This window comes from Streptomyces sp. NPDC058872 (genome assembly GCF_042743065.1).
GTDB lineage: Bacteria > Actinomycetota > Actinomycetes > Streptomycetales > Streptomycetaceae > Streptomyces.
This window is the reverse complement of record NZ_JBHYMK010000087.1, coordinates 1-23,649: the sequence shown is the minus strand read 5'-3', so window position 1 is coordinate 23,649 and position 23,649 is coordinate 1. Positions and strand designations below refer to the sequence as shown.

The window sequence follows — 23,649 nt, the reverse complement described above, 5'->3', positions numbered from 1 at the left end:
GCACACACGGTGCCACGGGCCCCTTCGACTGCCGAAGACGCCTCCTGCGGACTCAGGCGTCCGCGTCGGCGTCCCGGCGCAAGCGCGGCTTCAAGTCCTTGAAGCGCGCCAGCAGACCGTTGACGAAGGTCGGGGAGTCGTCGGTGGAGAACTCCTTGGCGAGCTGCACCGCCTCGTCGATCGCCACCGCGTCGGGCGTGCCGTCCTCCCAGATCACCTCGTACGCACCGAGGCGCACGATGTTCCGGTCGGCGACGGGCATGCGGTCGAGGTCCCAGTCCACCGCATAGGTGGCGATGAGCTCGTCGATCCGCGCCACGTGGGCCGCGTACCCCTCGACCAATTGCATGGTGAATTCGTTGACCGGCGGCTGACGGTCGTCGGACCGCGCGAGCCGGATCTGGTCCGCGAGGACATCCCGGACGGAAGCTTCGCGCTGGTCGGCCTCGAAGAGGATCTGGAAGGCCCGCCTGCGGGCCTTGCTCCGAGCGGCCACGGTTAGTCGTTCACCCGGCCGAGGTAGTCGCTCGTGCGCGTGTCGACCTTGATCTTCTCACCGGTGGTGATGAAGAGCGGGACCTGGATCTCGTGGCCGGTCTCCAGCGTGGCGGGCTTGGTGCCACCGGTGGAACGGTCACCCTGGACACCGGGGTCGGTGTGCTGGATCGTCAGCACCACGGCGGCGGGGAGCTCGACGTAGAGCACCTCGCCCTCGTGCTGCGCGACGGAGGCGGTGAAGCCCTCGACCAGGAAGTTGGCGGCGTTGCCGACGGCCTTGCGGTCGACGTGCAGCTGGTCGTACGTCTCCATGTCCATGAAGACGAAGTAGTCGCCGTCCATGTAGGAGAACTGCATGTCACGGCGGTCGATGGTGGCCGTCTCGACCTTCACACCCGCGTTGAAGGTCTTGTCGACGACCTTGCCGGACAGCACGTTCTTGAGCTTGGTGCGCACGAAGGCCGGGCCCTTGCCGGGCTTGACGTGCTGGAACTCGACGACGGACCAGAGCTGGCCGCCTTCGAGCTTGAGCACCATGCCGTTCTTGAGGTCGTTCGTGGAAGCCACGGTTGCGGAATCTCCTGGACTGACGTGGGACCTCGGAGGCGTACGCGCCTTACAGCGCGAGCAACTCCTTGGTCGTGATGGTGAGTAGCTCGGGTCCGCCGTCCGCCTCCTGGCGCACGACGAGCGTGTCATCGATCCGGACCCCGCCCCGGCCCGGGAGGTGGACCCCCGGTTCGACGGTGACCGGCACACAAGCGTCCAGTTTACCCATGGCCGAGGGTGAGAGCTGCGGGTCCTCGTCGATTTCGAGCCCCACCCCGTGCCCGGTGAGCGGCACGGCGGCCTCCGCGTGCCCCGCGGCGTCCAGGATCTGGCGGGCCGCCCGGTCCACGTCCCGGTACTCCGCACCCGGTGCGAGGGACTCCCGGCCGGCCCGCTGAGCGGCGAAGACGAGCTCGTACAACTCGATCTGCCAGTCGGCGGGAGTGGTGCCGATGACGAAGGTGCGGCCGATCTCGCACCGGTAGCCGCGGTAGTCGGCGCCGAGGCAGACGGAGAGGAAATCGCCTTCTTCGACCCGGCGGTCGGTCGGCCGGTGCCGCCGGCGCCCCGAGTGCGGGCCGGTGGCCACCGAGGTGGGGAAGGCCGCCCCGTCCGCGCCGTGGTCCACGAGGCGACGCTCCAGCTCCAGGGCGAGGTGGCGCTCGGTACGCCCGACGAGGATCGACTCCAGGAGTTCGCCGAGGGCCTGGTCGGCGATCTCGGCCGCGATGCGGAGGCAGGCGATCTCGTCCTCGTCCTTGACGATCCTGAGCTGCTCCACGGCACAGGCCAGGTCGGCGAGGTGGGGTCCGGGCGCGACGGCGCCCATCGCCCGGTGCCGGGTCACCGTCAGGTGGTGCTCCTCGACGGCGAGCGCATCGGCGCCGGCCCGATGGGCCAGTTCGACGGCGGTGACCGCCGGGTCTCCGCCCCCGGTGGGCATGACCTGCTGTCGGAGCAGCTCGTCGAGCCGCCCGTCGGCCGGTTCGCCGCCGGGTGCGACCGGGCGGAGCAGGACGTCCGCCTCCGGCTCCGGGCCGACGAGCAGCACGGCGCCCGGCGGCGAGCCGCCGGCGAGGTAACGGACGTTGGCGGGGCGGGAGACCAGGGCCGCCGTGCTGCCTGCGGCCGCGCACCGGTCGCGCAGCCGTACCCGGCGGTCCGCATACACCTCTGACATGCTCCGAGCCTACGAGCAGCCGGCCACGGCGGCCTGTTCAGGACGACCATCCGGGCACGGCCGCCACGGGTCACCAGGCGGGCGGACTCGCGATCGCCCGGGCCAGGACGTCGTCGAGCATCCGGGCGGTGGTCTCGACGTCGTGGGTGGAGTTGTCGATGATCGGCAGGCCCGAGCCGTACCAGCCGGCCATCCTGCCGTGGATGGCGGCGACCTCCTCGTCCGAGAGGCGCCGGTTGCCACTGCGCTCGGCATTGCGTTCCAGCACGACCTCCAGGCCGGGCAGCAGGACGACGGGCAGCAGACCGGGTCCGACGTGCCGCTTCCAGCCGCCGAGGCCCACGACGGGCCGGTCGGGAAAGACGGCGTCGTCCACGATGCAGGAGATCCCGTTGGCGAGGAAGTTGCGGGCGGCGAAGCCGCAGGTGCGGCGGGCGAGTCGGTACTGCGCTTCGGAGTGCTCGTTCCAGCCGGACTGCGGGTCGGCGAAGCCGGAACAGACCCACTCGCGGACGTCATCGAGGCTGATGTGCGCGGTCGGCACGCGGCGGCGCTGCGCCCAGTGCCGGGCGACGGTCGTCTTGCCCGCACCGGCGGGACCGATGAGCAGTACGGCGAGCGTCGCCGCGCCGGTCCCGGAACCGTGCTCCGGGACCGGGGCGGGCGAGGTGCCCACGGGCGGCGGGACCTGCCCGGTGAGGTCCGCGCGCGGAGGAGCAGGGGGGTGCCGAGGGGCCGCGGCCGGCGGTGCGGCTGAGGGGTGCCGGGGGACAGCGGCGTGCGGCACTCCTGCGGGGTACTGGGGCACGGTGCCGGGCCGGGGGCCCGCCGGGTGCTGCGGCGTGCCGCCGGTGGCCCCCCAGCCGGGCGGCACCGGCGGTGGCGGCGCGTGCGCGGGCCGGGAAGGACCGGCCGGTGCCACGGGGTGCGCCCCGGGCCGGGGCACGGCGGGCGACTGCGGCGGTCGGGAGGCGACCGCCGGGGGAACGGGCGGCTGCCCGGCCGGTTCCCCGACCGCTCCCGGAGCGAATTCCGCCCCGGACGCCGGGTCCGGTTTCGATCCGCTGCCGGGGGCGCTCCCCCGGTCCGCCCGCTCGGGCGGTGGCAGCGGGCCCCCCACTGCGTGCTGCATCCGGCGCCACTCCGTCTCGTACACCTGCTCGCTCCTCGGACCGGTGTGTCCGGGGAGACGGAACGTTACCGTCCCCGCCCCGTCCGAAGGAGAAACGGTCGGGGACGCCCCCTGGTGCCCGTGTCCTCAGTCGGCGAGTTCCTCGGCGAGCGCCCGCAGCGCCAACCGGTAGGAACCGATCCCGAAGCCGGCGACCGTCCCGGTCGCCACGGCCGCGATGACCGAGGTGTGTCGGAACTCTTCGCGGGCGTACGGGTTCGAGATGTGCACCTCGATCAGGGGGGCGGTCCGCTGGGCGGCCGCGTCCCGCATCCCGTACGAGTAGTGCGTGAAGGCACCGGGGTTGATCACCACCGGAACCGATCCGTCCGCTGCCTCGTGCAGCCAGCGGATCATCTGGCCCTCGTCGTTGGTCTCCCGGACGTCGACGTCGAAGCCGAGCTCCGCGCCGAGCGTGCGGCAGGAGTCGACGAGCCCCTTGTAGGAAGTGGCTCCGTAGATGTCGGGTTCGCGGGAGCCCAGGCGGCCCAGGTTCGGGCCGTTCAGCACGAGGACCGGACGGCCCGTACGCACCTCGCTCACGCGGACACCTCGCCGTAGGCCGCGATCAGCACGGCCGGGTCGGGGCCCTCCAGGACGGTCGGCTTGCCGAGCCCGTCCAGGACGATGAAGCGCAACAGGTCACCGCGGGACTTCTTGTCGACCCGCATCGTCTCCAGGAGCTTCGGCCACTGGTCACCGCGATAGGTGAGCGGCAGTCCGACGGACTCCAGGATCGCCCGGTGCCGGTCGGCGGTGGCGTCGTCGAGGCGCCCGGCGAGGCGGCCGAGCTCGGCGGCGAAGACCATGCCGACGGAGACGGCGGCACCGTGGCGCCACTTGTACCGTTCGTTCTTCTCGATGGCGTGGGCGAGGGTGTGGCCGTAGTTGAGGATCTCCCGACGGCCGGACTCCTTGAGGTCGCCGGAGACGACCTCGGCCTTGACCTTGATCGAGCGGACGAGCAGCTCGGCGGTGTGCGGCCCGGTGGGGGTGCGGGCGCCTTGCGGGTCCTCCTCGATGAGGTCGAGGATCACCGGGTCGACGATGAAGCCGGCCTTGATGATCTCCGCGAGACCGCTGACGTAATCGTGCACCGGCAGGGAGTCGAGCGCCGCGAGGTCGCACAGCACCCCGGCCGGCGGGTGGAAGGCTCCGACGAGGTTCTTACCCTCGGCGGTGTTGATGCCCGTCTTGCCGCCGACGGCGGCGTCGACCATGGCCAGGACCGTGGTCGGCACCGCGATCCAGCGCACGCCCCGCAGCCAGGTGGCCGCCACGAAGCCCGCCAGGTCGGTGGTGGCACCGCCGCCGACGCCGACGACGACGTCGCTGCGGGTGAAACCGGTCTGCCCCAGTGCCTTCCAGCAGTAGGCGGCGACCTCGGCCGTCTTCGCCTCCTCGGCGTTCGGCACCTGGATGGCGACCGCCTCGTAGCCCTGGTCGGCGAGGTCGGCGCGGAGCGCCTCGCCGGTCTCGGCGAGCGCCTCCGGGTGGATCACGGCGACCCGCTTGGCCTGGGTGCCGATGAGACCGGGGAGCTCGCCGAGCAGCTGCCGCCCGACCAACACCTCGTACGGGTCCGTTCCCGCGGAACCGCCGACCTGGATGCGGGTCACCTGGTCCTGCTCCGTCATACGTCCTTCAACTCCAGTGCGTCGAGGACCGCCTGGGCGACCTCTTCGGGGGTGCGGTCGTCCGTGGCGACGACGACTCGTGCGACTTCGGTGTACAGGTGCCGGCGCGCCTCCATCAGCTCGCGCCACTGGCGGCGCGGATTGACGGCGAGCAGCGGGCGGGCGGTGTTGAGTCCGACCCGGCGTACGGCCTCCTCGACGTCCATGGAGAGGTACGCGACGGGCCGGCCGGTCAGCAGGGCGCGGGTGTCGGGGTCGAGGATCGCGCCCCCGCCGAGGGAGAGGACACCGGTGTGCTCCGCGACGGCCGTGGCGACCGCGGCCCGCTCCAGGGCCCGGAAGTGCTCTTCGCCGTCCTCGACGAAGATGTCGGAGATCTCCCGTCCCTCGGCGGCGACGATGTCGGCGTCGGTGTCCCGGTAGGGCGCGCCGAGCCGTGCGGCCAGCAGCGCACCCACCGTGGACTTGCCGGAGCCCATGGGGCCGACGAGGACGATCTGGGGACCGCCGGTCACCGGATGTGGAGGTTGTCGAGGTAGGACCGGACGTTGCGGCGGGTCTCGGGCACGCTGTCCCCGCCGAACTTCTCCAGCACCGCATCCGCCAGCACCAACGCCACCATCGCCTCCGCGACGATGCCGGCCGCCGGAACCGCACACACGTCAGAACGCTGGTGATGGGCCGCGGCCACCTCGCCCGTGGCCACGTCCACCGTGGCCAACGCACGCGGAACCGTCGCGATCGGCTTCATCGCCGCCCGCACCCGCAGCAACCCGCCCGTGCTCAGACCGCCCTCGGTCCCGCCCGAACGCCCCGAGGCACGGCCCAGGCCCTCCTCGGTCCGCACGATCTCGTCGTGCGCCCGCGACCCCGGCACCCGCGCCAACTCGAAGCCGTCGCCCACCTCGACGCCCTTGATCGCCTGAATGCCCATCAGCGCACCCGCCAACCGGGCGTCGAGCCGCCTGTCCCAGTGCACGTGCGACCCCAGGCCCACCGGCACCCCGTAGGCCAGCACCTCCACGACACCGCCCAGCGTGTCGCCGTCCTTGTGGGCCTGGTCGATCTCCGCGACCATCGCCTTCGACGCGTCCGCGTCCAGGCAACGCACCGGATCCGCGTCCAAGCGCTCCACGTCGCCCGGAGTCGGGTACACCCCGTACGGAGCCTTCGCCGATGCGAGCTCCACCACGTGGCTCACGATCTCGACTCCGGCCGCCTCCTTCAAGAACGACCGGGCCACGGCCCCCAACGCCACGCGTGCGGCCGTCTCCCGCGCGCTGGCCCGCTCCAAGATCGGCCGCGCCTCGTCGAAACCGTACTTCTGCATGCCGGCCAGATCCGCGTGCCCCGGACGCGGTCGCGTCAACGGCGCATTGCGCCCCGTCTCCTTCAGTTCCGAAGGATCCACCGGATCGGCCGACATCACCTTCTCCCACTTGGGCCACTCCGTGTTCCCGACCATCACCGCAACCGGAGAACCCAACGAAAGCCCGTGCCGCACACCGCCGAGGAACGTGATCTCGTCCTGCTCGAACTTCATCCGCGCACCGCGCCCATAACCCAAACGACGCCGCGCCAGGTGGTCGGCCACCAGCTCAGTGGTGACCGGAACACCAGCCGGAAGACCCTCCAGGGTCGCGACCAACGCGGGTCCGTGGGACTCCCCGGCGGTCAGCCAACGCAACCTGCTCAACGATGCTCCTCATGCTCGCGCCTGGCACTGCGACGGCGCGACCGGGTGCGCGGCCCGGGCCCGCCACCTCCGATCCTCCCATGCCCCGGGGGTTTCCCCGGCCCGGGTCCAAGGGGCGGACCCTGCGTGCCGTGCTGCTCGGGAGGGAGCACAGCCCTGAGCACGGCCCGCCGGTCGAGCAGGGGGCGTGCCTGTGCGGCTCAGGACGGGGAGAGCGCGCTCTCCCCCGCCGCGCGCATCGCCGCGAGCGGGGCCTCGGGCATTCCCGTCATCTGTTCGACCTGGAGGACGGCCTGGTGCACGAGGAGGTCGAGGCCGCCGACCACCCGGCCGCCGCGCTCGGACCAGGCGGCGGCGAGCGGAGTGGGCCAGGGGTCGTACAGCACGTCGAAGAGGGTGCCGACCCGGTCCGGTACGGCGGTCGCCAGGGCGTTCGTGGTGCCGGCCGGGGTGGTCGCGATGACCAGCGGCGCGTCGAAGGCCTCCGCGGCCCGTTCCCAGTCGACGGTGCGGACCTCCACGGCCAGTCGTTCGCCCCAACCGCGCATCTCCTCGGCCCGTGCCTCGCTCCGCACATAGGCGGTGACGGGGCCCGTGCAGATCCGGGCGAGGGCGGCGAGGGCGGAGGAGGCGGTCGCACCGGCTCCGAGGACGGCTGCCGACTCCACCTTCTCGACGCCCCGCTCCCGCAGGGCGGCGATCATGCCGGGGACGTCGGTGTTGTCGCCGATTCGACGGCCGTCCTCCCGGAAGACGACCGTGTTGACGGCTTCCACGGAGGCGGCCGTGTGGCTGATCTCGTCGAGCAGGGGGATGATCGCGCGCTTGAGCGGCATGGTCAGGGAGAGCCCGGCCCAGCTGTCGTCCAGTGCGGCGACGAAGCCCGGCAGCGCGTCCTCGGTCACCTCGAAGCGCTCGTACGACCAGCCCTCGAGACCGAGCTCGGCGTACGCGGTCCGGTGCAGGACCGGGGAGAGCGAGTGGGCGATGGGCGAACCGAGGACGGCCGCGCGGTGCTGCTGGCTCACTGGCCCTGCTTCCGTTGCTTCTCGTACTCCGCGACGTTCCGGTTGTGCTCCTCGTTCGTCACGGAGAAGACGGTCTTGTTCTCGTTGATCGACACGAAGTAGTACCACGGACCGTCGGCGGGGTTCATCGCCGAGTTGAGGGCTTCGACGCCGGGGTTGCTGATGGGGCCGGGGGTGAGGCCCTTCACGTCGTAGGCGTAGGTGTTGTACGGGTCCTTGATCTTGCGCATGGCGTCGACGGTTCCGACATCGAGGGTGCTGGTGCCCTTGAGGTAGTTCACCGTGGAGTCGAACTCCAGACGTCCCGCGGTCTGCGTGTTGCCCGGCTTGAGGCGGTTGTAGACCACCCGCGCGACCTTGTCGAAGTCGTGCTTGTACTTGCCCTCCACCTGCACGAGGCTCGCGACCGTCAGCACGTCCCACGGTCCCTGGAGGCCCAGCTCCTTCGCCTTCGCGTCCAGGTCGAGCTTGCCGTACTCCTGGTTCGCGCGGGCGACCATCTTGCGCAGGGCGTCCTCGGGCTTGCTGCCCTTGGCGACGGGGTAGCTCGCCGGGAAGAGGAAGCCTTCCAGGGGGTCCTTGACGTCCTCGTGGTTCTTGGCCCAATCGGGCAGGCCCAGGGAGCCCGCCTTCTCACGGGCGATGCCCTTGGTGGTGCCTTCCTTGAGGCCGAGGCGCTCGTCGAGCTGTGCGTACACCCAGGCGTTGCGCTTGCCCTCGGGGATGACGAGGTTGGCCTGGCTCGCCGGATCGAGCATCAGCGTGACCGCACTGTCCGCCGACATCTCCTTCTTCAGCGTGTAGACGCCCGCCTGGATCGACAGGCCCTTGGGGTTGCGCTGCTGTGCCGAGACGAAGGCGTCGACGCTCTTGACCACGCCGGCCTTCTTGAGGATGTTGCCGATCTCGTAGCCGCCCGCGGCCTTCGGGATCTCGACCTGGACCTCACCGCTCCCGCTGCCCGCGAAGTCGGGGGCAGCACCGAACTCCCCCTGCCAGAACTGGTAGGCGAAGTAACCGGCACCGCCGACGCCTCCGGCCAGGACCAGCGCGACGACCAGGCAGGCCACGCCGTTCTTGCTCTTGCGCTTCTTCGTCTTGCTGCGGCGCTCGCGGTCGCCGTCGCGGGAGCCGCGGCCCCGTCCCGGCTCCTCGTCGTACTCCTCGTCTTCCTCTTCCGCCTCGGTGAAGAAGCGTTGCTTCTCCTCGGGTTCCCGGTCCGGTTCCGCCGGGTTCACCGGTGCCTCCGGCGCCCAGTCGACGACCGGCTCCGGCGGCTCCTGACGGCGGCCGGGCGGTTGGGGCGGCGGGTACGCCTCCGGGGTGCCGTAGAGGTCGGGGTTCTGCCCGCCGTAGGGGTCGGCCGGAGGCGCGGCGTACGCCATCGCGGCCTGGCCCGTCTCCCAGTTCCCGTCGTACTGCTGTCCGAGGTTCCCGGGCGTGTCGTAGCCGCCCGGGTGCCCCGCGCCGTACTGCTGTTCCTGGTACTGCTGCTGGTACTGCTGCTGTGGGTACTGCGGATCGACGTAGCCCTGCGGCTGCTGCGGGTGCTGCGCGTAGTGGCCGGGCTCGTGCCCCTGCTGGTAATGACCGGGTTCGTGCCCCTGCCCGTACTGGTCCGCGTACCCCTGCTCGCCGTGGCCGTACTGGCCGGGCTGCTGCGGGTACTGCTGCTGACCTTCCCACCCCTGGTCCCCGAAGAGCGGGTCCGCGGGGTGCCACGGTTCGGAGCCAGGGCCCCGGCCATACTCAGTCATCGATCCCCAAACAGCCGCGAGGCTTCCGGACGATCCGCCTCTACATAGTGCGGCAAGCTGTTCGAACACCGCCGCATCGCGCGGAACGTTACCGTATCGCGATCAGATGACCACTTCGACGCCCTCACCGGGCGGATTACCTGATACCCGTTCGGACTCAAGAGCGTTCTGAAGGATGATCACAGCGGCGGCCTGGTCGATGACCGACCGGCCCTTCTTCGACTTCACTCCGGATGCCCGGAGCCCTTGGGTCGCGGTGACCGTGGTCATCCGCTCGTCGACGAGCCGGACCGGCACCGGGGCGATGCCCTTCGCCATCTCGCGGGCGAAGGCGCGGACCTTGGTCGCGGCCGGCCCCTCCCGCCCGCTGAGCGAGCGGGGCAGGCCCACCACGACCTCGATCGGCTCGTACTCCTCGACGATCTGGCGCAACCGCCGGTGGGCGGCCGGGACGTCACGCCCCGGCACGGTCTCCACCGGCGTGGCCAGGACCCCGTCGGGGTCGCACGAGGCGACCCCGATCCGGGCGTCCCCGACGTCGACGGCGAGTCGTCGTCCTCGTCGCATCAGGCCGTTTCCACAACCAGGCGCTCGACGGCGGCGATGGCGTCACCGACCGCCTCCGGGTTCTGGCCGCCGCCCTGGGCGACGTCCGGCTTGCCGCCACCGCCACCACCGAGCGTCTTGGCCGCCGTACGGACCAGCTCGCCGGCCTTGAGGCCCCGCTCCCGGGCGGCCTCGTTCGTGGCGATGACCGTGAGCGGCTTGCCGTTGACCGTGGTGAACAGGGCCACGACGGCCGGGCGGCCACCGGAGATCCGGCCGCGCACGTCCAGCACCAGCTTGCGCAGGTCATCAGCGCCGGTGCCGTCCGGGACCTGGCCGGTGACGAGGGCGACACCGCGGACGTCCCGGGCGGAGTCGACGAGACCGGCGGCGGCCTGGAGGACCTTCTCCGCACGGAACTTCTCGATCTCCTTCTCGGCGTCCTTCAGCTTGCCGAGCATGGAGGAGATCTTCTCCGGAAGCTCCTCCGGACGGCCCTTGACCAGCTCCTGGAGCTGGGCGACGACCGTGTGCTCCTTGGCGAGGAAGTGGTACGCGTCGACGCCGACGAGGGCCTCGATGCGGCGCACGCCGGAGCCGATGGACGACTCTCCCAGCAGCTTCACCAGACCCAGCTGGGCGGTGTTGTGGACGTGGGTGCCGCCGCACAGCTCCTTGGAGAAGTCGCCGATGGTGACGACGCGGACCTGCTCGCCGTACTTCTCGCCGAACTCGGCGATGGCGCCCTGGCGCTTGGCCTCGTCGATCGGCATGACCTCGGCGTGGACCTCCAGCTCGCGCCCGAGGACCTCGTTGATCTTCTGCTCGACGTCCGTGAGGACCGTGCCGGGGACGGCGTTCGGCGAACCGAAGTCGAAGCGGAAGCGACCGGGCTGGTTCTCGGAACCGGCCTGGGCGGCCGTCGGGCCGAGGGCGTCGCGCAGCGCCTGGTGGGTGAGGTGGGTGGCCGAGTGGGCACGGGCGATGGCCCGGCGTCGCGTGACGTCGATGGCGGCGTAGGCGGTGGCGCCGACGGTCACCTCGCCGACCTGCACGGAGCCCTTGTGCACCGACACGCCCGGCACCGGCTGCTGCACGTCGCGGACCTCGATGACCGCGCCGCTGTGCAGCTTGATGCGGCCCTGGTCGGCGATCTGGCCGCCGCCCTCGGCGTAGAACGGGGTGCGGTCGAGGACGACCTCGACCTCGTCGCCCTCGGAGGCGGCCGGCGAGGGAACGCCGTTCACGAGGAGGCCCACGACCGTGGTCTCGCCCTCGGTGTTGGTGTAACCGGTGAACTGGGTGGCACCGCTGCTGTCGGCGATCTCCCGGTACGCGGTGACGTCGGCGTGCCCGGTCTTCTTGGCCTTGGCATCGGCCTTGGCCCGGTCCCGCTGCTCCTTCATCAGGCGGCGGAAGCCGTCCTCGTCCACCGAGAGGCCCTGCTCCGCGGCCATCTCCAGGGTGAGGTCGATCGGGAAGCCCCAGGTGTCGTGGAGCAGGAACGCCTTGTCGCCGGCGAGGACGGTGCCGCCGGCGGCCTTGGTCTCGGTGACGGCGGTGTCGAGGATGTTGGTGCCGCCCTTGAGGGCCTTCAGGAAGGCGGCCTCTTCGGCGAGGGCGACCGTCTCGATGCGCTTGCGGTCGGTGACCAGTTCCGGGTACTGCTCGCCCATCGTGTTGATCACGGTGTCGACGAGGTCCTTGACGACCGGACCGGTGGCACCGAGCAGGCGCATGTTGCGGACGGCGCGGCGCATGATGCGGCGCAGCACGTAGCCGCGACCCTCGTTGCCCGGGGTCACCCCGTCGCCGATGAGCATCACGGAGGTGCGCATGTGGTCGGCGACCACGCGGAGCGAAACGTCGCTGTCGTGGGCCTTGCCGTAGTCGACGCCGGTCAGCTCGGTGGCCTTGTCGATGACGACCTTGAGGGTGTCCGTCTCGTACATGTTCTGGACGCCCTGGAGGATCATCGCCAGGCGCTCCAGGCCGAGGCCGGTGTCGATGTTCTTCGACGGCAGTTCGCCCAGGATCGGGAAGTCCTCCTTGGAGGAGCCCTCGCCTCGCTCGTACTGCATGAAGACCAGGTTCCAGATCTCCACGTACCGCTCGTCGTTGACGGCGGGGCCGCCCTCGACGCCGAACTCGGGACCGCGGTCGTAGTTGATCTCGGAGCAGGGACCGCAGGGGCCCGGGACGCCCATCGACCAGTAGTTGTCCTTCTTGCCGAGGCGCTGGATCCGCTCGGCCGGGACGCCGACGACGTCGCGCCAGATCTGCTCGGCCTCGTCGTCCTCCTGGTAGACCGTGATCCAGAGCTTCTCCGGCTCGAGCCCGTAGCCGCCGTGCTCGACCGGGGTGGTCAGCAGCTCCCAGGCGAGCTTGATGGCGCCTTCCTTGAAGTAGTCGCCGAAGGAGAAGTTGCCGCACATCTGGAAGAACGTGCCGTGCCGGGTGGTCTTGCCGACCTCCTCGATGTCCGGCGTGCGCACGCACTTCTGCACGCTGGAGGCGCGCGTGAACGGCGGCTTCACCTCGCCCAGGAAGTAGGGCTTGAACGGCACCATGCCGGCCGGGACGAGCAGCAGAGTCGGGTCGTCCGCGATGAGCGACGCCGAAGGGACGACGGTGTGCCCGCGCTCCTCGAAGAAGCTCAGCCAGCGGCGGCGAATTTCAGCCGACTCCATCAGTGGTCCTCATTCCGGTTGAACGAACTCGTAGGCATCTTGGAAAACGAATGTGCGGTCGATCGCGCAGCGGGGCCGAGCACGCCCCTCCGGCGCGGCTCCGGTAGCTCCCGTCCCCGGTCGTCGGGGGCGTCGAGGCCGAGCGCCTCGCCCAGTTCGACCTCCCGCTGGACCATGCCCGCCCTCACGTCGAGGGCGAAGTCCTTGATTCGGTGGCCGGTTTCGAGTGCCTTGTTGGCCGCCTGGGCCGCGAGGCTCTCGGGGGTCAGCTGCTTCAGCTTGCGGTTGACCTTGGTGGTGGCCCACACACCGGCGGCGGCGCCGGCCGTGAACCAGAACGTGCGGCGGAACATCGCGGCTCAGCCCTTCTGCTTCCGTCGTCGCGCGGACGGCACGGTACGACCGACGATCACGGTACGACGGGCGGTGGCGCGCGGCGCGCCCTCGGCTTCCCGACCGCGCCCGAGCGCACGGCGGACGCCGTAGCCGAAGGCGGCCACCTTGACGAGCGGCCCGCCGAAGGTGGAGGCGACGGTGGTGGAGAGCGCGGAGGCGTTGGAGGTGACCTCCTGGACGTCCGTGGCGATGGCGTCGACCCGGTCGAGCTGGGTCTGCGCCGAGCGCACGGTCGCGGAGGCGTCGGCCAGCAGGGGAACGGCCTGCTCGGTCACGTCCGCCACCAGCTTGGTGGTGGCCCTGAGCGTCTGTGCCAGCCTCGCCAACACCACGGCGAGGAAGGAGACGAGGATCGCCCAGAACACGGCCACCAGGATCCCGGCAACCTCTCCACCGGTCACTCTGCACCGCTCTCTGTTGTCGTGGGGCCTTGTGAAAAGTCGTCTCCCGACCCTATCGCGCCCCGGCCGTACCGCCGTACCGCATTACCGCCCGTGGGACGGGAGTTGCGGGAAGTCGATTGTACGGAGCGCACGGGGGTGAGTACGCTCCGTGTCCCATGCGACGGAGCAATCTCCCGGCGGAGCTGAACCGGTTCGTCGGGCGGGCCACCGAGCAGGCGTCCCTGAAGGCGCTCCTCACGGCTTCCCGCCTGGTCACGGTCGTGGGCGTGGGCGGGGTCGGCAAGACGCGGCTCGCGCTGCGGACCGCCGCGGAAACACGACAGCGCTACGCCGACGGGGTGCGGCTCGCCGGGTTGGCGTCGCTGCGCGACCCGGACCTGATCGGGCACGCCCTGGTGGAGGCGCTCGGACTGACCGACCACACGCCGAGGCCCCCGGAACAGGTGCTGGTCGAGCACCTCGCCGAGCGGCGGATGCTGCTGGTGGTCGACGGTTTCGAGCACCTGGTGGAGCACTGCGCCCCGCTGGTCCGGGACCTGCTCGCCGGTGCACCCGGGCTCACCGTGCTCGCGGTCGGCCGGCGCCCCCTGAAGGTGGCAGGCGAAGCGGTGTTCCCCCTGGCTCCGATGGGCGAGGCGGACGCGGTGGCGCTCCTCGCAGAGCGGGCCGCGGAGGCGGGTGCGCCGGTGGCCCCGGACCCACCGGCGTCCGGGACGGGGGCGCCCGGGGACCTGGATGCCCGGCCGAACGGCGTGCGGGAGCTGTGCCGACGGCTCGACGGCATCCCCCTGGCCCTCGAACTGGCCGCCGGACGGCTCCCGCTGCTCTCCGTCGAGCAGGTGCTGCAGCGCCTCGACGACCGCTTCCGCCTGCTGACGGACGGGGAGCGCGGAGTGCTCCCCCGCCACCGGACGCTGCGTACCGCGATCGGCTGGAGTCACGAACTGTGCACCCCGGAGGAGCGGCTGCTCTGGGCGCGCCTCTCGGTGTTCGCCGGCCCCTTCGACCTGGAGGCGGTGGAGTACGTGTGCGGGAGCCCGGAACTGCCGCCGGACCGGGTCCTGGAGCACCTCGGGGGGCTGCTCGCGCAGTCGCTGGTCTCGCGGGAGGACACCCCGGTGGGCCCCGTCTACCGGCTCTTGGACACGGTCGCCGCGTACGGGGCCGAGTGGCTGGCGGCGCTCGACGACACGGAACGGGTGCGGCGACGGCACCGCGACTGGTACGTGGGCCTCGCCACCTGGTGCGAGTTGGAGTGGTTCGGCCCGCACCAGACGGAAGTGGCGGCCCGGGCGGACCTGGCCCTGCCCGATCTGCGGGCGGCGCTCGACCTGTGCCTCGAACTCCCGGAGGAGGCCCACCTCGCCCAGCACCTGGCCGGCACGCTCTGGTTCGCCTGGGTGGGCTGCGGGCGCCTCGCGGAGGGGCGGCACTGGCTGGAGCGGTCGCTCGCCTCGGAATCCGGGCACGAGGAGGCACGGCTGAAGGCCCTGTGGGTGCTCGGGTACGTGTCGGTGCTCCAGGGCAACGGGACGGCGGCAGTGGCGGCGCTCCACGAGTGCCGGGAGCGCGCCAGGTCCTCCGGGAACGCGCTGGCGGAGGCCTATGCGACGCACCGCATGGGCTGTCTCGCGCTGCTCTCGGACGAGCTGCCGCGGGCCGAGGAACTCTTCGGGCGGGCGATCGACGCCTACCGGGACCTCGGCGAGCTGAACAGCAACGTGCTGATGGCACGGGTCGAGCTGGCAATGGCACGGGCCTTCCGGGGCGACCTGGAGGGGGCGGTCGCGATCTGCCGGGAGGTGCGGGAGGCCTGCGAGGAGCGCGGAGAACTGTGGACCCGGGCCTACGCGCTGTACGTCCTGGCGTACTCGGCGTGGAACCGGGACGCATTCGAGGAGGCGCGGGAGCTGCTGACCACGTGCGTCTCGATCAACCACGCCTTCCACGACCTGGTCGGTCTCGTGCTGGCGGTCGAACTGCTCGCGCTGGTGACGGCGAGCGAGGGGAACCCGACGGAGGCGGCGGTCCTCCAGGGGGCCACGGTGCCGGTGTGGGACGCGGTCGGCATCAGGCTCTTCGGCTCGGTGGCCTTCGGCGGTCCCGGGGCGCTGTGCGAGCGCCGGGCCACGGAGGAGATGGGAGCCGAAGCGTACGGCGTTGCGGTCCGGGAGGGGCAGGCCCTCCCGCTGGACGCGGCCGTGGCACGGGCGCTCGCCGGGTGGCGGGCCCCCCGCCCCGACGGCCGGGCGGAAGCGTCTGCTCCGCGTCCTTTCCGCACGGCGCGGGCGATGAGGGCACCGGGAACGCGGAAGCCCGCCGGCTCCCCCTCCGACGAGGGCGGGGAAGCGGCGGGCTGAACACCGCGGGGGTGGTACTGCTGCCGTGCTGGAATCAGCGGGCGTAGTACTCGACGACCAGCTGCTCGTCGCAGATGACCGGGATTTCCTTGCGGTTCGGGTCGCGGTCGAGGCGGAAGGCCAGGGCCTTCAGGTTGACCTGCAGGTAGCGCGGGGTCTCGCCGTCGGCGGCGAAAGCACCCTCGCGGGCCATCTCGAACAGCGGCTTGGTGCGGCTGCGCTCGCGGACCATCACGACGTCGTCGGGACGGACGCGGAACGACGGCTTGTCGACCTTGCCGCCGTTGACCTGGATGTGGCCGTGCACGACCATCTGGCGGGCCTGGTAGATGGTGCGGGCGATGCCCGAACGCAGGACCAGGGCGTCGAGGCGACGCTCGAGCTCGACGACCAGCGCCTCGCCCGTCTTGCCCTCGGCCTTCTTGGCGCGGTCGTAGGCGCGCGCCATCTGGCGCTCGCTGATGTCGTACTGGGCGCGCAGGCGCTGCTTCTCCAGCAGACGGACCTTGTAGTCCGAGTTCTGCTTGCGGCCGCGGCCGTGCTCGCCCGGCGGGTAGGGGCGGGCCTCGAAGTACTTGACGGCCTTCGGGGTCAGCGCGATGCCGAGGGCACGCGACTTCTTGACCTTGGGACGGGACTGGTTCGGCATGAACCAACCTCTCTATCTGTACGAATACGGCTTCACCAGGGTTAGGGAGGTCGCATCCGCAGCCGGGAAACCCGCCTGGTCCGTACGGGACGGACCTGCCGGGCAGCCGCTCCCAGGTCTGGGCACATACGTGCAGCACGCGAACGACCCACCGCCGTTCCCGGGAACCGGGTGATGGTGGGTTGCACGCGACACCTTCGAAGGTGCGCGACGCTCCTGGACACCCCGCCCGAGGGCAGGGTCTCCGGCTGACTGTCCCGTTCTGGTGGTGCCGACCGGAGCCGGTCACGGGACGCAGCGATCCGGACCAGTGTACCGGGTCCGTGCGGTACCCCCGCACGGGGACCGGTGGGCGGGCCCCGGCCCGCGGGCGTGCGGGAAGGACCGGGGCCGGGCGGGGCCGGGCACGCGGAGCGGGGGGCGGGTCTACTCGGCGCCCTTCAGCCGGGCCCGCACCCTCTCCACCACGTCCGCGTAGCGCGCCTCCGCGCCGTGGCGGGTGGGCGCGTAGTACTGGCGGCCGTGGATCGTGTCCGGGGCGTACTGCTGGGCCGCGATGCCGCCCGGTACGTCGTGCGGGTACACGTACCCCTGGGAGTGGCCCAGCTGCGCCGCCCCCTTGTAGTGGCCGTCCCTCAGGTGTGGGGGGACCGCTCCGGCGAGGCCGTTGCGCACGTCGGCGAGGGCGGCGCCGATCGCGGTCGTCGCGGTGTTGGACTTCGGTGCCAGCGCCAGGGCGATGGTGGCGTGGCTCAGGGTGAGCGCCGCTTCCGGAAAGCCGATCATGGCGACGGCCTGGGCGGCCGCGACCGCCAGCGGCAGGGCGTTGGGGTCCGCGAGGCCGATGTCCTCGCTCGCCGAGATCATCAACCGGCGGGCGATGAAGCGCGGGTCCTCCCCCGCCTCGATCATCCGCGCCAGATAGTGCAGGGCCGCGTCCACGTCCGAGCCTCGGATCGATTTGATGAGGGCGCTGGCCACGTCGTAGTGCTGGTCCCCGTCGCGGTCGTACGTCACGGCCGCGCGGTCGACGGTTTCCTCCACGGTCTGGAGGGTGATCTCCTCCTCCCCCTTGGCGATGGCGGCGCCGGCCGCGGCTTCCAAGGCGGTCAGGGCGCGCCGGGCGTCGCCACCGGCGACCCGCAGGAGGTGGGACCGGGCCCCCTCCGAGAGGGACACGGCCCCGCCGAGCCCCCGTTCACCGGTGAGTGCACGGGCCATCAGGCCCTTGAGGTCCTCGTCGGTGAGCGGCTCCAGGGTGAGGAGCAGGGAGCGGGAGAGCAGCGGGGAGATCACCGAGAAGTAGGGGTTCTCGGTGGTGGCGGCGATCAGCGTGACCCACCGGTTCTCCACGGCCGGCAGGAGCGAGTCCTGCTGGGCCTTGGAGAACCGGTGGATCTCGTCGAGGAAGAGGACGGTCTCCTTGCCGTAGCCGCCCGCCGCCCGCCGGGCGCCCTCGATGACGGCCCGGACCTCCTTGACGCCGGCGGTGATCGCGGACAGCTCGACGAAACGCTTGTTGGTGGCCTTCGACACCACGTAGGCGAGCGTGGTCTTCCCGATGCCGGGGGGACCCCAGAGGATCACCGAGGAAGCTCCGGCGGGTCCGCCGCTCCCGTCTCCGACGAGTCTGCGCAGGGGCGAGCCGGGCTTCAGCAGGTGCTGCTGACCGACCACCTCGTCGAGCGTGCGGGGACGCATCCGGACGGCCAGCGGGCTGCTGGCGGGGTCCTTCTCCTGGCGGTCTTCGGCTGCTGCGGTAAAGAGGTCGGGCTCCACGGTCATGAAGCCTAGGTCACCGCACCGACAGTGCGGTGCGCCGTCAGCCGGTCCAGAAGTCCCACCAGCGGGTCAGGATCAGCATGCCGATGATCCCGATGTGGAGGACGGGCAGGATCCAGGTGAACTCGTCGAAGAAGGTCTTCAGGCCGGCGGGAGCGGGGATCACGCCGTGGCGGACGTTGTGCGAGGTCACGTACCAGAACATGACGATGGTGGCGACCCAGGCCAGGCAGCACCACAGGCAGAGCGCGTTGATCTCGTACAGCGACTGGTACGTCAGCCAGGCGCAGAAGCCCACGCCGAAGAGGGTGCCGGCGTTGAGGCCGAGCCAGTACCAGCGGCGGTACCGGGCTCCGGCGAGCAGGCCCACCCCGATCGCGATCACCATGGAGTAGGCGACGAGCCCGAGCATGGGGTTCGGGAAGCCGAAGACCGAGGCCTGCTCGCTCTTCATGATGCTGCCGCAGGAGACGATCGGATTGAGGCTGCACCCCGGGGTGAAGTTGGGGTCCTCCAGGAGCTTGAACTTGTCGATGGTGATGACCCAGGCGGCGAGCAGTCCGGCCGCTCCGGTGACCACGAGCAGCCAGGAGAGGGCCCGGCTCGCCCCTATGGTGCCGCCGTCGTCCCGGCCGGGCGCCACCTCGTCCACCGCTGCCTTCGCCATGTCGCCTTTTCCCTCGCTCGATCGGCCTTGTGGGCACGGTCATTCTGCAACACCCGACGCGGCTCCGGCCGTTCGCCCGGGATAAGGACGGGCACGCGGAGGGGCCCGGACCACGTGCCGCGGTCCGGGCCCCTCCGTCCGTTCGGTGCGTCAGGCCAGCTTGGCCCGTACCGCTTCCAGCAGGCCGTCGAGGGTGACCGCCTGCTGCTCGCCGGAAGCCATGTCCTTGAGCTGCACCACGCCTTCCGCGAGGTCACGCTCGCCGGCGACGACGGCGAGGCGCGCACCCGAGCGGTTGGCGTCCTTCATGGCTCCTTTGAGGCCCTTGCCGCCGAAGGAGAAGTCGGCGGCGATGCCGGCCCGGCGGAGCTCGGTGACCTTGCCGAAGAGGAGGCGGCGCGCCTCGTCCCCGATGGCGACGGCGAAGACACTGGTGGTGCCGGGGACGTCGAGTTCGACCCCTTCCGCCTCCAGGGCGAGGACCGTGCGGTCCACGCCGAGCGCCCAGCCCACCGACGGCAGCGCGGGGCCGCCGATCATCTCGGAGAGGCCGTCGTAGCGACCGCCGCCGCCCACCGCGGACTGCGAGCCGAGGCCGTCGTGGACGAACTCGAAGGTGGTGCGGGTGTAGTAGTCGAGGCCGCGGACCAGCTTCGGGTCGTCCTCGAAGACGACGCCGGCAGCCGTGATCAGGGCGCGCACCTCCTCGTGGTACGCCTTGCAGCCGTCGCAGAGGTAGTCGCGCAGGAGCGGAGCGTCGGACAGCTGCTTCTGCACGGCCTCGCGCTTGTCGTCGAGGACGCGGAGGGGGTTGATCTCCGCACGGCGCAGGGTGTCCTCGTCGAGGTCGAGTCCGCGCAGGAAGGTCTGCAGGGCCTCCCGGTAGACGGGGCGGCACTCCTTGTCGCCGAGCGAGTTCAGCAGGATGCGGAAGTTCCGCAGGCCGAGCGAGCGGTACGCCTGGTCGGCCAGGATGATCAGCTCGGCGTCGAGCGCCGGGTCCTCGGCACCGATCGCCTCGGCGCCGACCTGCGAGAAGTGGCGGTAGCGGCCCTTCTGCGGGCGCTCGTAGCGGTAGTACGAACCGGAGTACCAGAGCTTGACCGGGAGGTTGCCCTGCTTGTGCAGGTTCGCCTCCAGGGCGGCGCGCAGCACGGACGCGGTGCCCTCCGGACGGAGGGCGAGCTTGTCGCCGCCCTTGGTCTCGAAGGCGTACATCTCCTTGCTGACGATGTCGGTCGACTCGCCGACGCCGCGGGCGAAGAGGCCCACGTCCTCGAAGCCGGGGGTCTCGACGTAGCCGTAGCCGGACTTCCTCAGCGGTGCGGAGATCGCCTCCCGCACCGCGAGGTACGTGGCGGAGTGGGGCGGGATCAGGTCGTACGTGCCCTTGGGGGCCTTGAAGGTGCTCACGAAAGTCGTCACATTCCTCGTCGGGGAGCTTCCGTGCTCCCGAGGCCGGCGGCCACCTGCCGCAGATAGGGGTTGGTGGCGCGCTCCTGGCCGATGGTCGTCTGGGGACCGTGTCCCGACAGCACCACGGTCGAGTTGTCGAGCGGCAGGCACACGCGGGCCAGCGACGCGAGCATCTCGTCCATGTCACCGCCGGGAAGGTCGGTGCGTCCGACGGAGCCGGCGAACAACAGGTCCCCGGAGAAGAACACGGAGGGGACCTCCGCGGTCTCGGGCATCCGGAAGGTCACCGACCCCTTGGTATGGCCGGGCGCATGGGCGACGGAGAACTCCAGACCGGCCAGCTTCAGCTCGGCGCCGTCGGCGAGCTCCCGCACGTCGTCGGGCTCTCCCACGGTCAACTCGCCCATGAGGGGCATCCCGATGGACCGGCCGAGGGCCTTCTCCGGGTCGCTCATCATGTAGCGGTCGGACGGGTGGATCCAGGCGGGGACGTCATGGGCCCCGCACACCGGTACGACGGAGGCGACGTGGTCGATGTGTCCGTGGGTGAGGACGACGGCGACGGGCTTGAGCCGATGCTTCTTCAGCGTCTCCTCGACTCCTCGGGCGGCCTGGTGGCCCGGGTCGATGATCACGCACTCCTCGCCTGCGGCGGGGGCGACCAGGTAGCAGTTGGTCCCCCAGGCCCCGGCGGGGAACCCGGCAATCAGCACGTTCGTCCTTAGTTGTCGTCCGGCCCAGGGCGCGGAAATCACGGAATGCGGCAGATCAGAGCCTACCGGCGGTGCCGGTTCCACAGCCAACCCGTATACCGTACGGGCACATCCGGCCAGGACAGGAACAGACGAGCGACAAGGAGCGGACCCGGTGGTCACCAGCGATCAGCGGCGGCGGCAGCTTGCCAGGGAGAAGTACGCGCGGCAGCAGCAGCGGCGGGAGGAGAACCAGCGCAGGGCGAAGCGCCGCAACACCGTCATCGCGGCCGCCCTCGCGGTGGTACTGGCCGCGGGCGGAGCCGTGTACGCCTCCGTGGCCCTGACGGACGACTCCTCGAAGGGCTCGGACAACGCGGGCGACGCCCCGACGAACACGCCCGAAGGCACGGAGCCGACGGCGAGCGCGTCGACGGGCACCGAGCCGAAGATGTCCGTGGACCAGAAGGCCTCGTACGCGATGGCCCTCAAGACGAACGAGGGCGACATCACGATCACCATGGACGCGGCGAAGACCCCGCACACGGTGAACTCCTTCAAGCACCTCGCCGACAAGAAGTACTTCGACGGGACCAAGTGCCACCGCCTCACCACCCAGAACATCTACGTGCTCCAGTGCGGCGACCCCCAGGGCGACGGCACCGGCGGCCCCGGCTACACGATCCCCGACGAGAACCTGGACGCCCTCGGCAAGGCGGGTGAGGACGGCTCGGTGACCTTCCCGGCCGGCACCGTCGCCATGGCCAACACCGGGCAGCCCGGCTCCGGGGGCTCCCAGTTCTTCCTCGTCTACAAGGACACCAAGCTGGCCCCGACCTTCACTCCCTTCGGGAAGCTGGACGCGTCCGGTCTCAAGGCGGTCCAGGACGTGGCCGCGGCGGGCGTCGAGGGAGGCGCCACGGACGGCGCCCCGAAGAAGCCGGTCACCATCGAGAAGGCCACCGTCGTCAAGAAGTGAGCCCGCGCGTCCGCACCGGCACGACTGCCGAATCTGGGTCGCGCTGAGTGCGGACAGCCGGGGCACGGTTCGCCTAGATTGGCGTAGTGCAGCGTGGGCCGTCGGTCACGCTGCGATGGCGGGCGAGGCCCGCCGGGAAACTGTGGACGATGCCCGCGGGGTACGACCCCGCGACGGCATCATGGTGAGGAGGCGCTGTGAGCAGCGACCCGTGGGGCCGCGTCGACGAGACGGGCACCGTGTACGTGCGGACGGCCGAGGGCGAGAAGGTCGTCGGATCGTGGCAGGCCGGCACCCCCGAGGAGGCCCTGGCCTACTTCGAGCGCAAGTACGAGGGCTTGGTGGTCGAGATCGGCCTCCTCGAGAAGCGGGTGAGAACCACCGATCTCTCGGCGAAGGACGCCACCGCGGCGATCGAGCACATCCGGCAGCAGGTCGACGAGCACCACGCCGTGGGCGACCTGGCCGCGCTGGCCGCCCGGTTGGACAAGCTCGTCGAGAGCGTCGACGCGCGCCGCGAGGAGCGGAAGGCCCAGAAGGCCAAGCAGACCGACGAGGCGCGCGCCGCGAAGGAGGCGCTCGTCACGGAGGCCGAGGAACTGGCCCAGAGCGAGCAGTGGCGGGCCGCGGGCGAGCGGCTGCGGGCGCTCGTCGACACCTGGAAGGGTCTCCCCCGGCTCGACCGCAAGTCCGACGACGAGCTGTGGCACCGCTTCTCGCACGCCCGATCGGCGTTCTCGAAGCGCCGCAAGGCGCACTTCGCGTCGCTGGACGCACAGCGCGAGGAGGCCCGCAAGGCGAAGGAGCGTCTGGTCGCCGAGGCGGAGTCGCTGTCGAACTCCACCGACTGGGGCAACACCGCGGCCCGCTACCGCGAGCTGATGACGGACTGGAAGGCGGCCGGCCGTGCCCAGCGCGAGCACGAGGACGACCTGTGGAACCGCTTCCGCGGCGCCCAGGACGTCTTCTTCGCAGCGCGCGGCGAGGTCTTCGCCGAGCGGGACGCCGAGCAGTCCGAGAACCTCAAGCTGAAGGAGGAACTCGCGGTCGAGGCCGAGAAGCTGGTGCCCGTGACGGACCTGAAGGCGGCGCGTGCGGCCTTCCGCTCCCTCAACGAGCGCTGGGAGGCCATCGGCCACGTCCCGCGTGACGCCCGACCCAAGGTCGAGGGCAGGATGCACGCGGTGGAGCGGGCCATCCAGGAGGCCGAGGAGGCCGAGTGGCGCCGGACGAACCCGGAGGCGCGTGCGCGTGCCGCGGGCCTGACCGGGCAGCTGCAGGACGCGGTCGAGAAGCTGCGCAAGCAGATCGACGCGGCCCGGGCCGCCGGCAACGACGCCAAGGCCGACAAGCTGGCGCGTGAGTTGGAGGGCCGCCAGGCCCTGCTCGACCAGGCGCTGAAGGGCCTGGAGGAGTTCGGCGGCTGAGCCGGGGACAGGACGAGGGGCGGGCCCCCGACAGACCAAAACGGGGCCCCCCCCGACGGGTGAACCCGCCCCCTGGCCGCAACCCCGCCCCCCTCGCCCCCCCGGTCCGGGGGGGGGGGGCGGTA

Annotated in this window: 22 protein-coding genes; 3 read left to right on the top strand and 19 right to left on the bottom strand. The window is 71.2% G+C overall.

The features are described from left to right. Positions 1–52 precede the first annotated feature (52 nt). The 14 genes from nusB to ACFW22_RS33300 form a co-directional block, all read right to left on the bottom strand. Positions 53–496 carry a transcription antitermination factor NusB gene (nusB, locus tag ACFW22_RS33365; protein ID WP_386411993.1) on the bottom strand — a complete coding sequence of 148 codons (444 nt, stop codon included), beginning with the start codon at positions 494–496 and terminating at the stop codon, positions 53–55. 2 nt (positions 497–498) lie between these two features. Then, the gene (efp, locus tag ACFW22_RS33360) at positions 499–1,065 is read right to left on the bottom strand and encodes an elongation factor P (RefSeq protein ID WP_386411991.1); all 567 of its coding nucleotides are present in this window, start codon (positions 1,063–1,065) and stop codon (positions 499–501) included. Positions 1,066–1,114: 49 nt separating this feature from the next. Beyond that, positions 1,115–2,227 (bottom strand): aminopeptidase P family protein, encoded by a 1,113-nt coding sequence (locus ACFW22_RS33355; protein ID WP_386411989.1) that lies wholly within the window; start codon positions 2,225–2,227, stop codon positions 1,115–1,117. Positions 2,228–2,297: 70 nt separating this feature from the next. Beyond that, on the bottom strand, positions 2,298–3,101 hold the full coding sequence (locus tag ACFW22_RS33350) for an AAA family ATPase (RefSeq protein WP_386411999.1): 804 nt from the start codon (positions 3,099–3,101) through the stop codon (positions 2,298–2,300). 384 nt (positions 3,102–3,485) lie between these two features. After that, complete coding sequence (gene aroQ, locus ACFW22_RS33345; RefSeq protein ID WP_386411997.1) at positions 3,486–3,932, bottom strand: type II 3-dehydroquinate dehydratase; 447 nt, start codon at positions 3,930–3,932, stop codon at positions 3,486–3,488. A 5-nt stretch (positions 3,933–3,937) separates the two neighbouring features. Continuing rightward, a complete protein-coding gene (gene aroB, locus ACFW22_RS33340) occupies positions 3,938–5,035 on the bottom strand; it encodes a 3-dehydroquinate synthase (RefSeq protein ID WP_384887548.1) in 1,098 nt (365 codons plus the stop codon). Continuing rightward, positions 5,032–5,550, bottom strand: coding sequence for a shikimate kinase (locus tag ACFW22_RS33335; protein ID WP_386411987.1), 519 nt, complete (start codon positions 5,548–5,550; stop codon positions 5,032–5,034). Before ACFW22_RS33335 ends, aroB begins: the two co-directional genes overlap by 4 nt. After that, on the bottom strand, positions 5,547–6,731 hold the full coding sequence (gene aroC / locus ACFW22_RS33330) for a chorismate synthase (protein ID WP_386411985.1): 1,185 nt from the start codon (positions 6,729–6,731) through the stop codon (positions 5,547–5,549). The genes ACFW22_RS33335 and aroC overlap by 4 nt, the downstream gene beginning before the upstream one ends. 200 nt (positions 6,732–6,931) lie before the next feature. Further along, positions 6,932–7,759, bottom strand: a complete 828-nt coding sequence (locus ACFW22_RS33325; RefSeq protein WP_386411983.1) for a shikimate dehydrogenase — start codon at positions 7,757–7,759, stop codon at positions 6,932–6,934. Then, positions 7,756–9,516 carry an endolytic transglycosylase MltG gene (gene mltG, locus ACFW22_RS33320; protein ID WP_386411981.1) on the bottom strand — a complete coding sequence of 587 codons (1,761 nt, stop codon included), beginning with the start codon at positions 9,514–9,516 and terminating at the stop codon, positions 7,756–7,758. The genes ACFW22_RS33325 and mltG overlap by 4 nt, the downstream gene beginning before the upstream one ends. Before the next feature lie 102 nt (positions 9,517–9,618). After that, a complete protein-coding gene (gene ruvX, locus ACFW22_RS33315; RefSeq protein WP_356069196.1) occupies positions 9,619–10,083 on the bottom strand; it encodes a Holliday junction resolvase RuvX in 465 nt (154 codons plus the stop codon). Next, positions 10,083–12,752: an alanine--tRNA ligase gene (alaS, locus tag ACFW22_RS33310; RefSeq protein WP_386411979.1), complete on the bottom strand. Its 2,670-nt coding sequence runs from the start codon at positions 12,750–12,752 to the stop codon at positions 10,083–10,085. The genes ruvX and alaS overlap by 1 nt, the downstream gene beginning before the upstream one ends. Beyond that, complete coding sequence (locus tag ACFW22_RS33305) at positions 12,752–13,105, bottom strand: hypothetical protein (RefSeq protein WP_386411977.1); 354 nt, start codon at positions 13,103–13,105, stop codon at positions 12,752–12,754. The genes alaS and ACFW22_RS33305 overlap by 1 nt, the downstream gene beginning before the upstream one ends. 6 nt (positions 13,106–13,111) lie before the next feature. Next, the gene (locus ACFW22_RS33300) at positions 13,112–13,549 is read right to left on the bottom strand and encodes a DUF948 domain-containing protein (protein ID WP_386411975.1); all 438 of its coding nucleotides are present in this window, start codon (positions 13,547–13,549) and stop codon (positions 13,112–13,114) included. Between the two features lie 158 nt (positions 13,550–13,707). On the opposite strand from ACFW22_RS33300, the gene ACFW22_RS33295 reads away from it, so the two are divergent. Beyond that, entirely contained in the window at positions 13,708–15,912 is a 2,205-nt protein-coding gene (locus ACFW22_RS33295; protein WP_386411973.1) for an ATP-binding protein, read from the top strand. A gap of 34 nt (positions 15,913–15,946) precedes the next feature. On the opposite strand, the gene rpsD is transcribed toward ACFW22_RS33295, so the two are convergent. The 5 genes from rpsD to ACFW22_RS33270 form a co-directional block, all read right to left on the bottom strand. Further along, the gene (rpsD, locus tag ACFW22_RS33290) at positions 15,947–16,561 is read right to left on the bottom strand and encodes a 30S ribosomal protein S4 (RefSeq protein WP_384884567.1); all 615 of its coding nucleotides are present in this window, start codon (positions 16,559–16,561) and stop codon (positions 15,947–15,949) included. A 426-nt stretch (positions 16,562–16,987) separates the two neighbouring features. Next, positions 16,988–18,340, bottom strand: coding sequence for a replication-associated recombination protein A (locus tag ACFW22_RS33285; protein WP_386411995.1), 1,353 nt, complete (start codon positions 18,338–18,340; stop codon positions 16,988–16,990). Between the two features lie 43 nt (positions 18,341–18,383). Continuing rightward, a complete protein-coding gene (locus ACFW22_RS33280; protein WP_386411970.1) occupies positions 18,384–19,010 on the bottom strand; it encodes a vitamin K epoxide reductase family protein in 627 nt (208 codons plus the stop codon). Between the two features lie 150 nt (positions 19,011–19,160). After that, positions 19,161–20,423, bottom strand: a complete 1,263-nt coding sequence (gene hisS / locus ACFW22_RS33275) for a histidine--tRNA ligase (RefSeq protein ID WP_386411968.1) — start codon at positions 20,421–20,423, stop codon at positions 19,161–19,163. Between the two features lie 8 nt (positions 20,424–20,431). Then, positions 20,432–21,139, bottom strand: coding sequence for an MBL fold metallo-hydrolase (locus tag ACFW22_RS33270; RefSeq protein WP_386411966.1), 708 nt, complete (start codon positions 21,137–21,139; stop codon positions 20,432–20,434). A 154-nt stretch (positions 21,140–21,293) separates the two neighbouring features. Between ACFW22_RS33270 and ACFW22_RS33265 the strand changes: the two genes are divergently transcribed. Next, positions 21,294–22,097, top strand: coding sequence for a peptidylprolyl isomerase (locus ACFW22_RS33265; protein ID WP_386411964.1), 804 nt, complete (start codon positions 21,294–21,296; stop codon positions 22,095–22,097). Positions 22,098–22,294: 197 nt separating this feature from the next. Next, a complete protein-coding gene (locus tag ACFW22_RS33260; protein WP_386411962.1) occupies positions 22,295–23,524 on the top strand; it encodes a DUF349 domain-containing protein in 1,230 nt (409 codons plus the stop codon). Positions 23,525–23,649: the final 125 nt, after the last annotated feature.

Excerpts from the sequence above, each read along its gene's own strand:
- ACFW22_RS33355 (WP_386411989.1), bottom strand. The coding sequence starts at position 2,227 with ATGTCAGAGGTGTATGCGGACCGCCGGGTACGGCTGCGCGACCGGTGC.
- aroB (WP_384887548.1), bottom strand. The coding sequence starts at position 5,035 with ATGACGGAGCAGGACCAGGTGACCCGCATCCAGGTCGGCGGTTCCGCG.
- mltG (WP_386411981.1), bottom strand. The coding sequence starts at position 9,516 with ATGACTGAGTATGGCCGGGGCCCTGGCTCCGAACCGTGGCACCCCGCG.
- ruvX (WP_356069196.1), bottom strand. The coding sequence starts at position 10,083 with ATGCGACGAGGACGACGACTCGCCGTCGACGTCGGGGACGCCCGGATC.
- alaS (WP_386411979.1), bottom strand. The coding sequence starts at position 12,752 with ATGGAGTCGGCTGAAATTCGCCGCCGCTGGCTGAGCTTCTTCGAGGAG.
- ACFW22_RS33305 (WP_386411977.1), bottom strand. The coding sequence starts at position 13,105 with ATGTTCCGCCGCACGTTCTGGTTCACGGCCGGCGCCGCCGCCGGTGTG.
- ACFW22_RS33295 (WP_386411973.1), top strand. The coding sequence starts at position 13,708 with ATGCGACGGAGCAATCTCCCGGCGGAGCTGAACCGGTTCGTCGGGCGG.
- rpsD (WP_384884567.1), bottom strand. The coding sequence starts at position 16,561 with ATGCCGAACCAGTCCCGTCCCAAGGTCAAGAAGTCGCGTGCCCTCGGC.
- ACFW22_RS33280 (WP_386411970.1), bottom strand. The coding sequence starts at position 19,010 with ATGGCGAAGGCAGCGGTGGACGAGGTGGCGCCCGGCCGGGACGACGGC.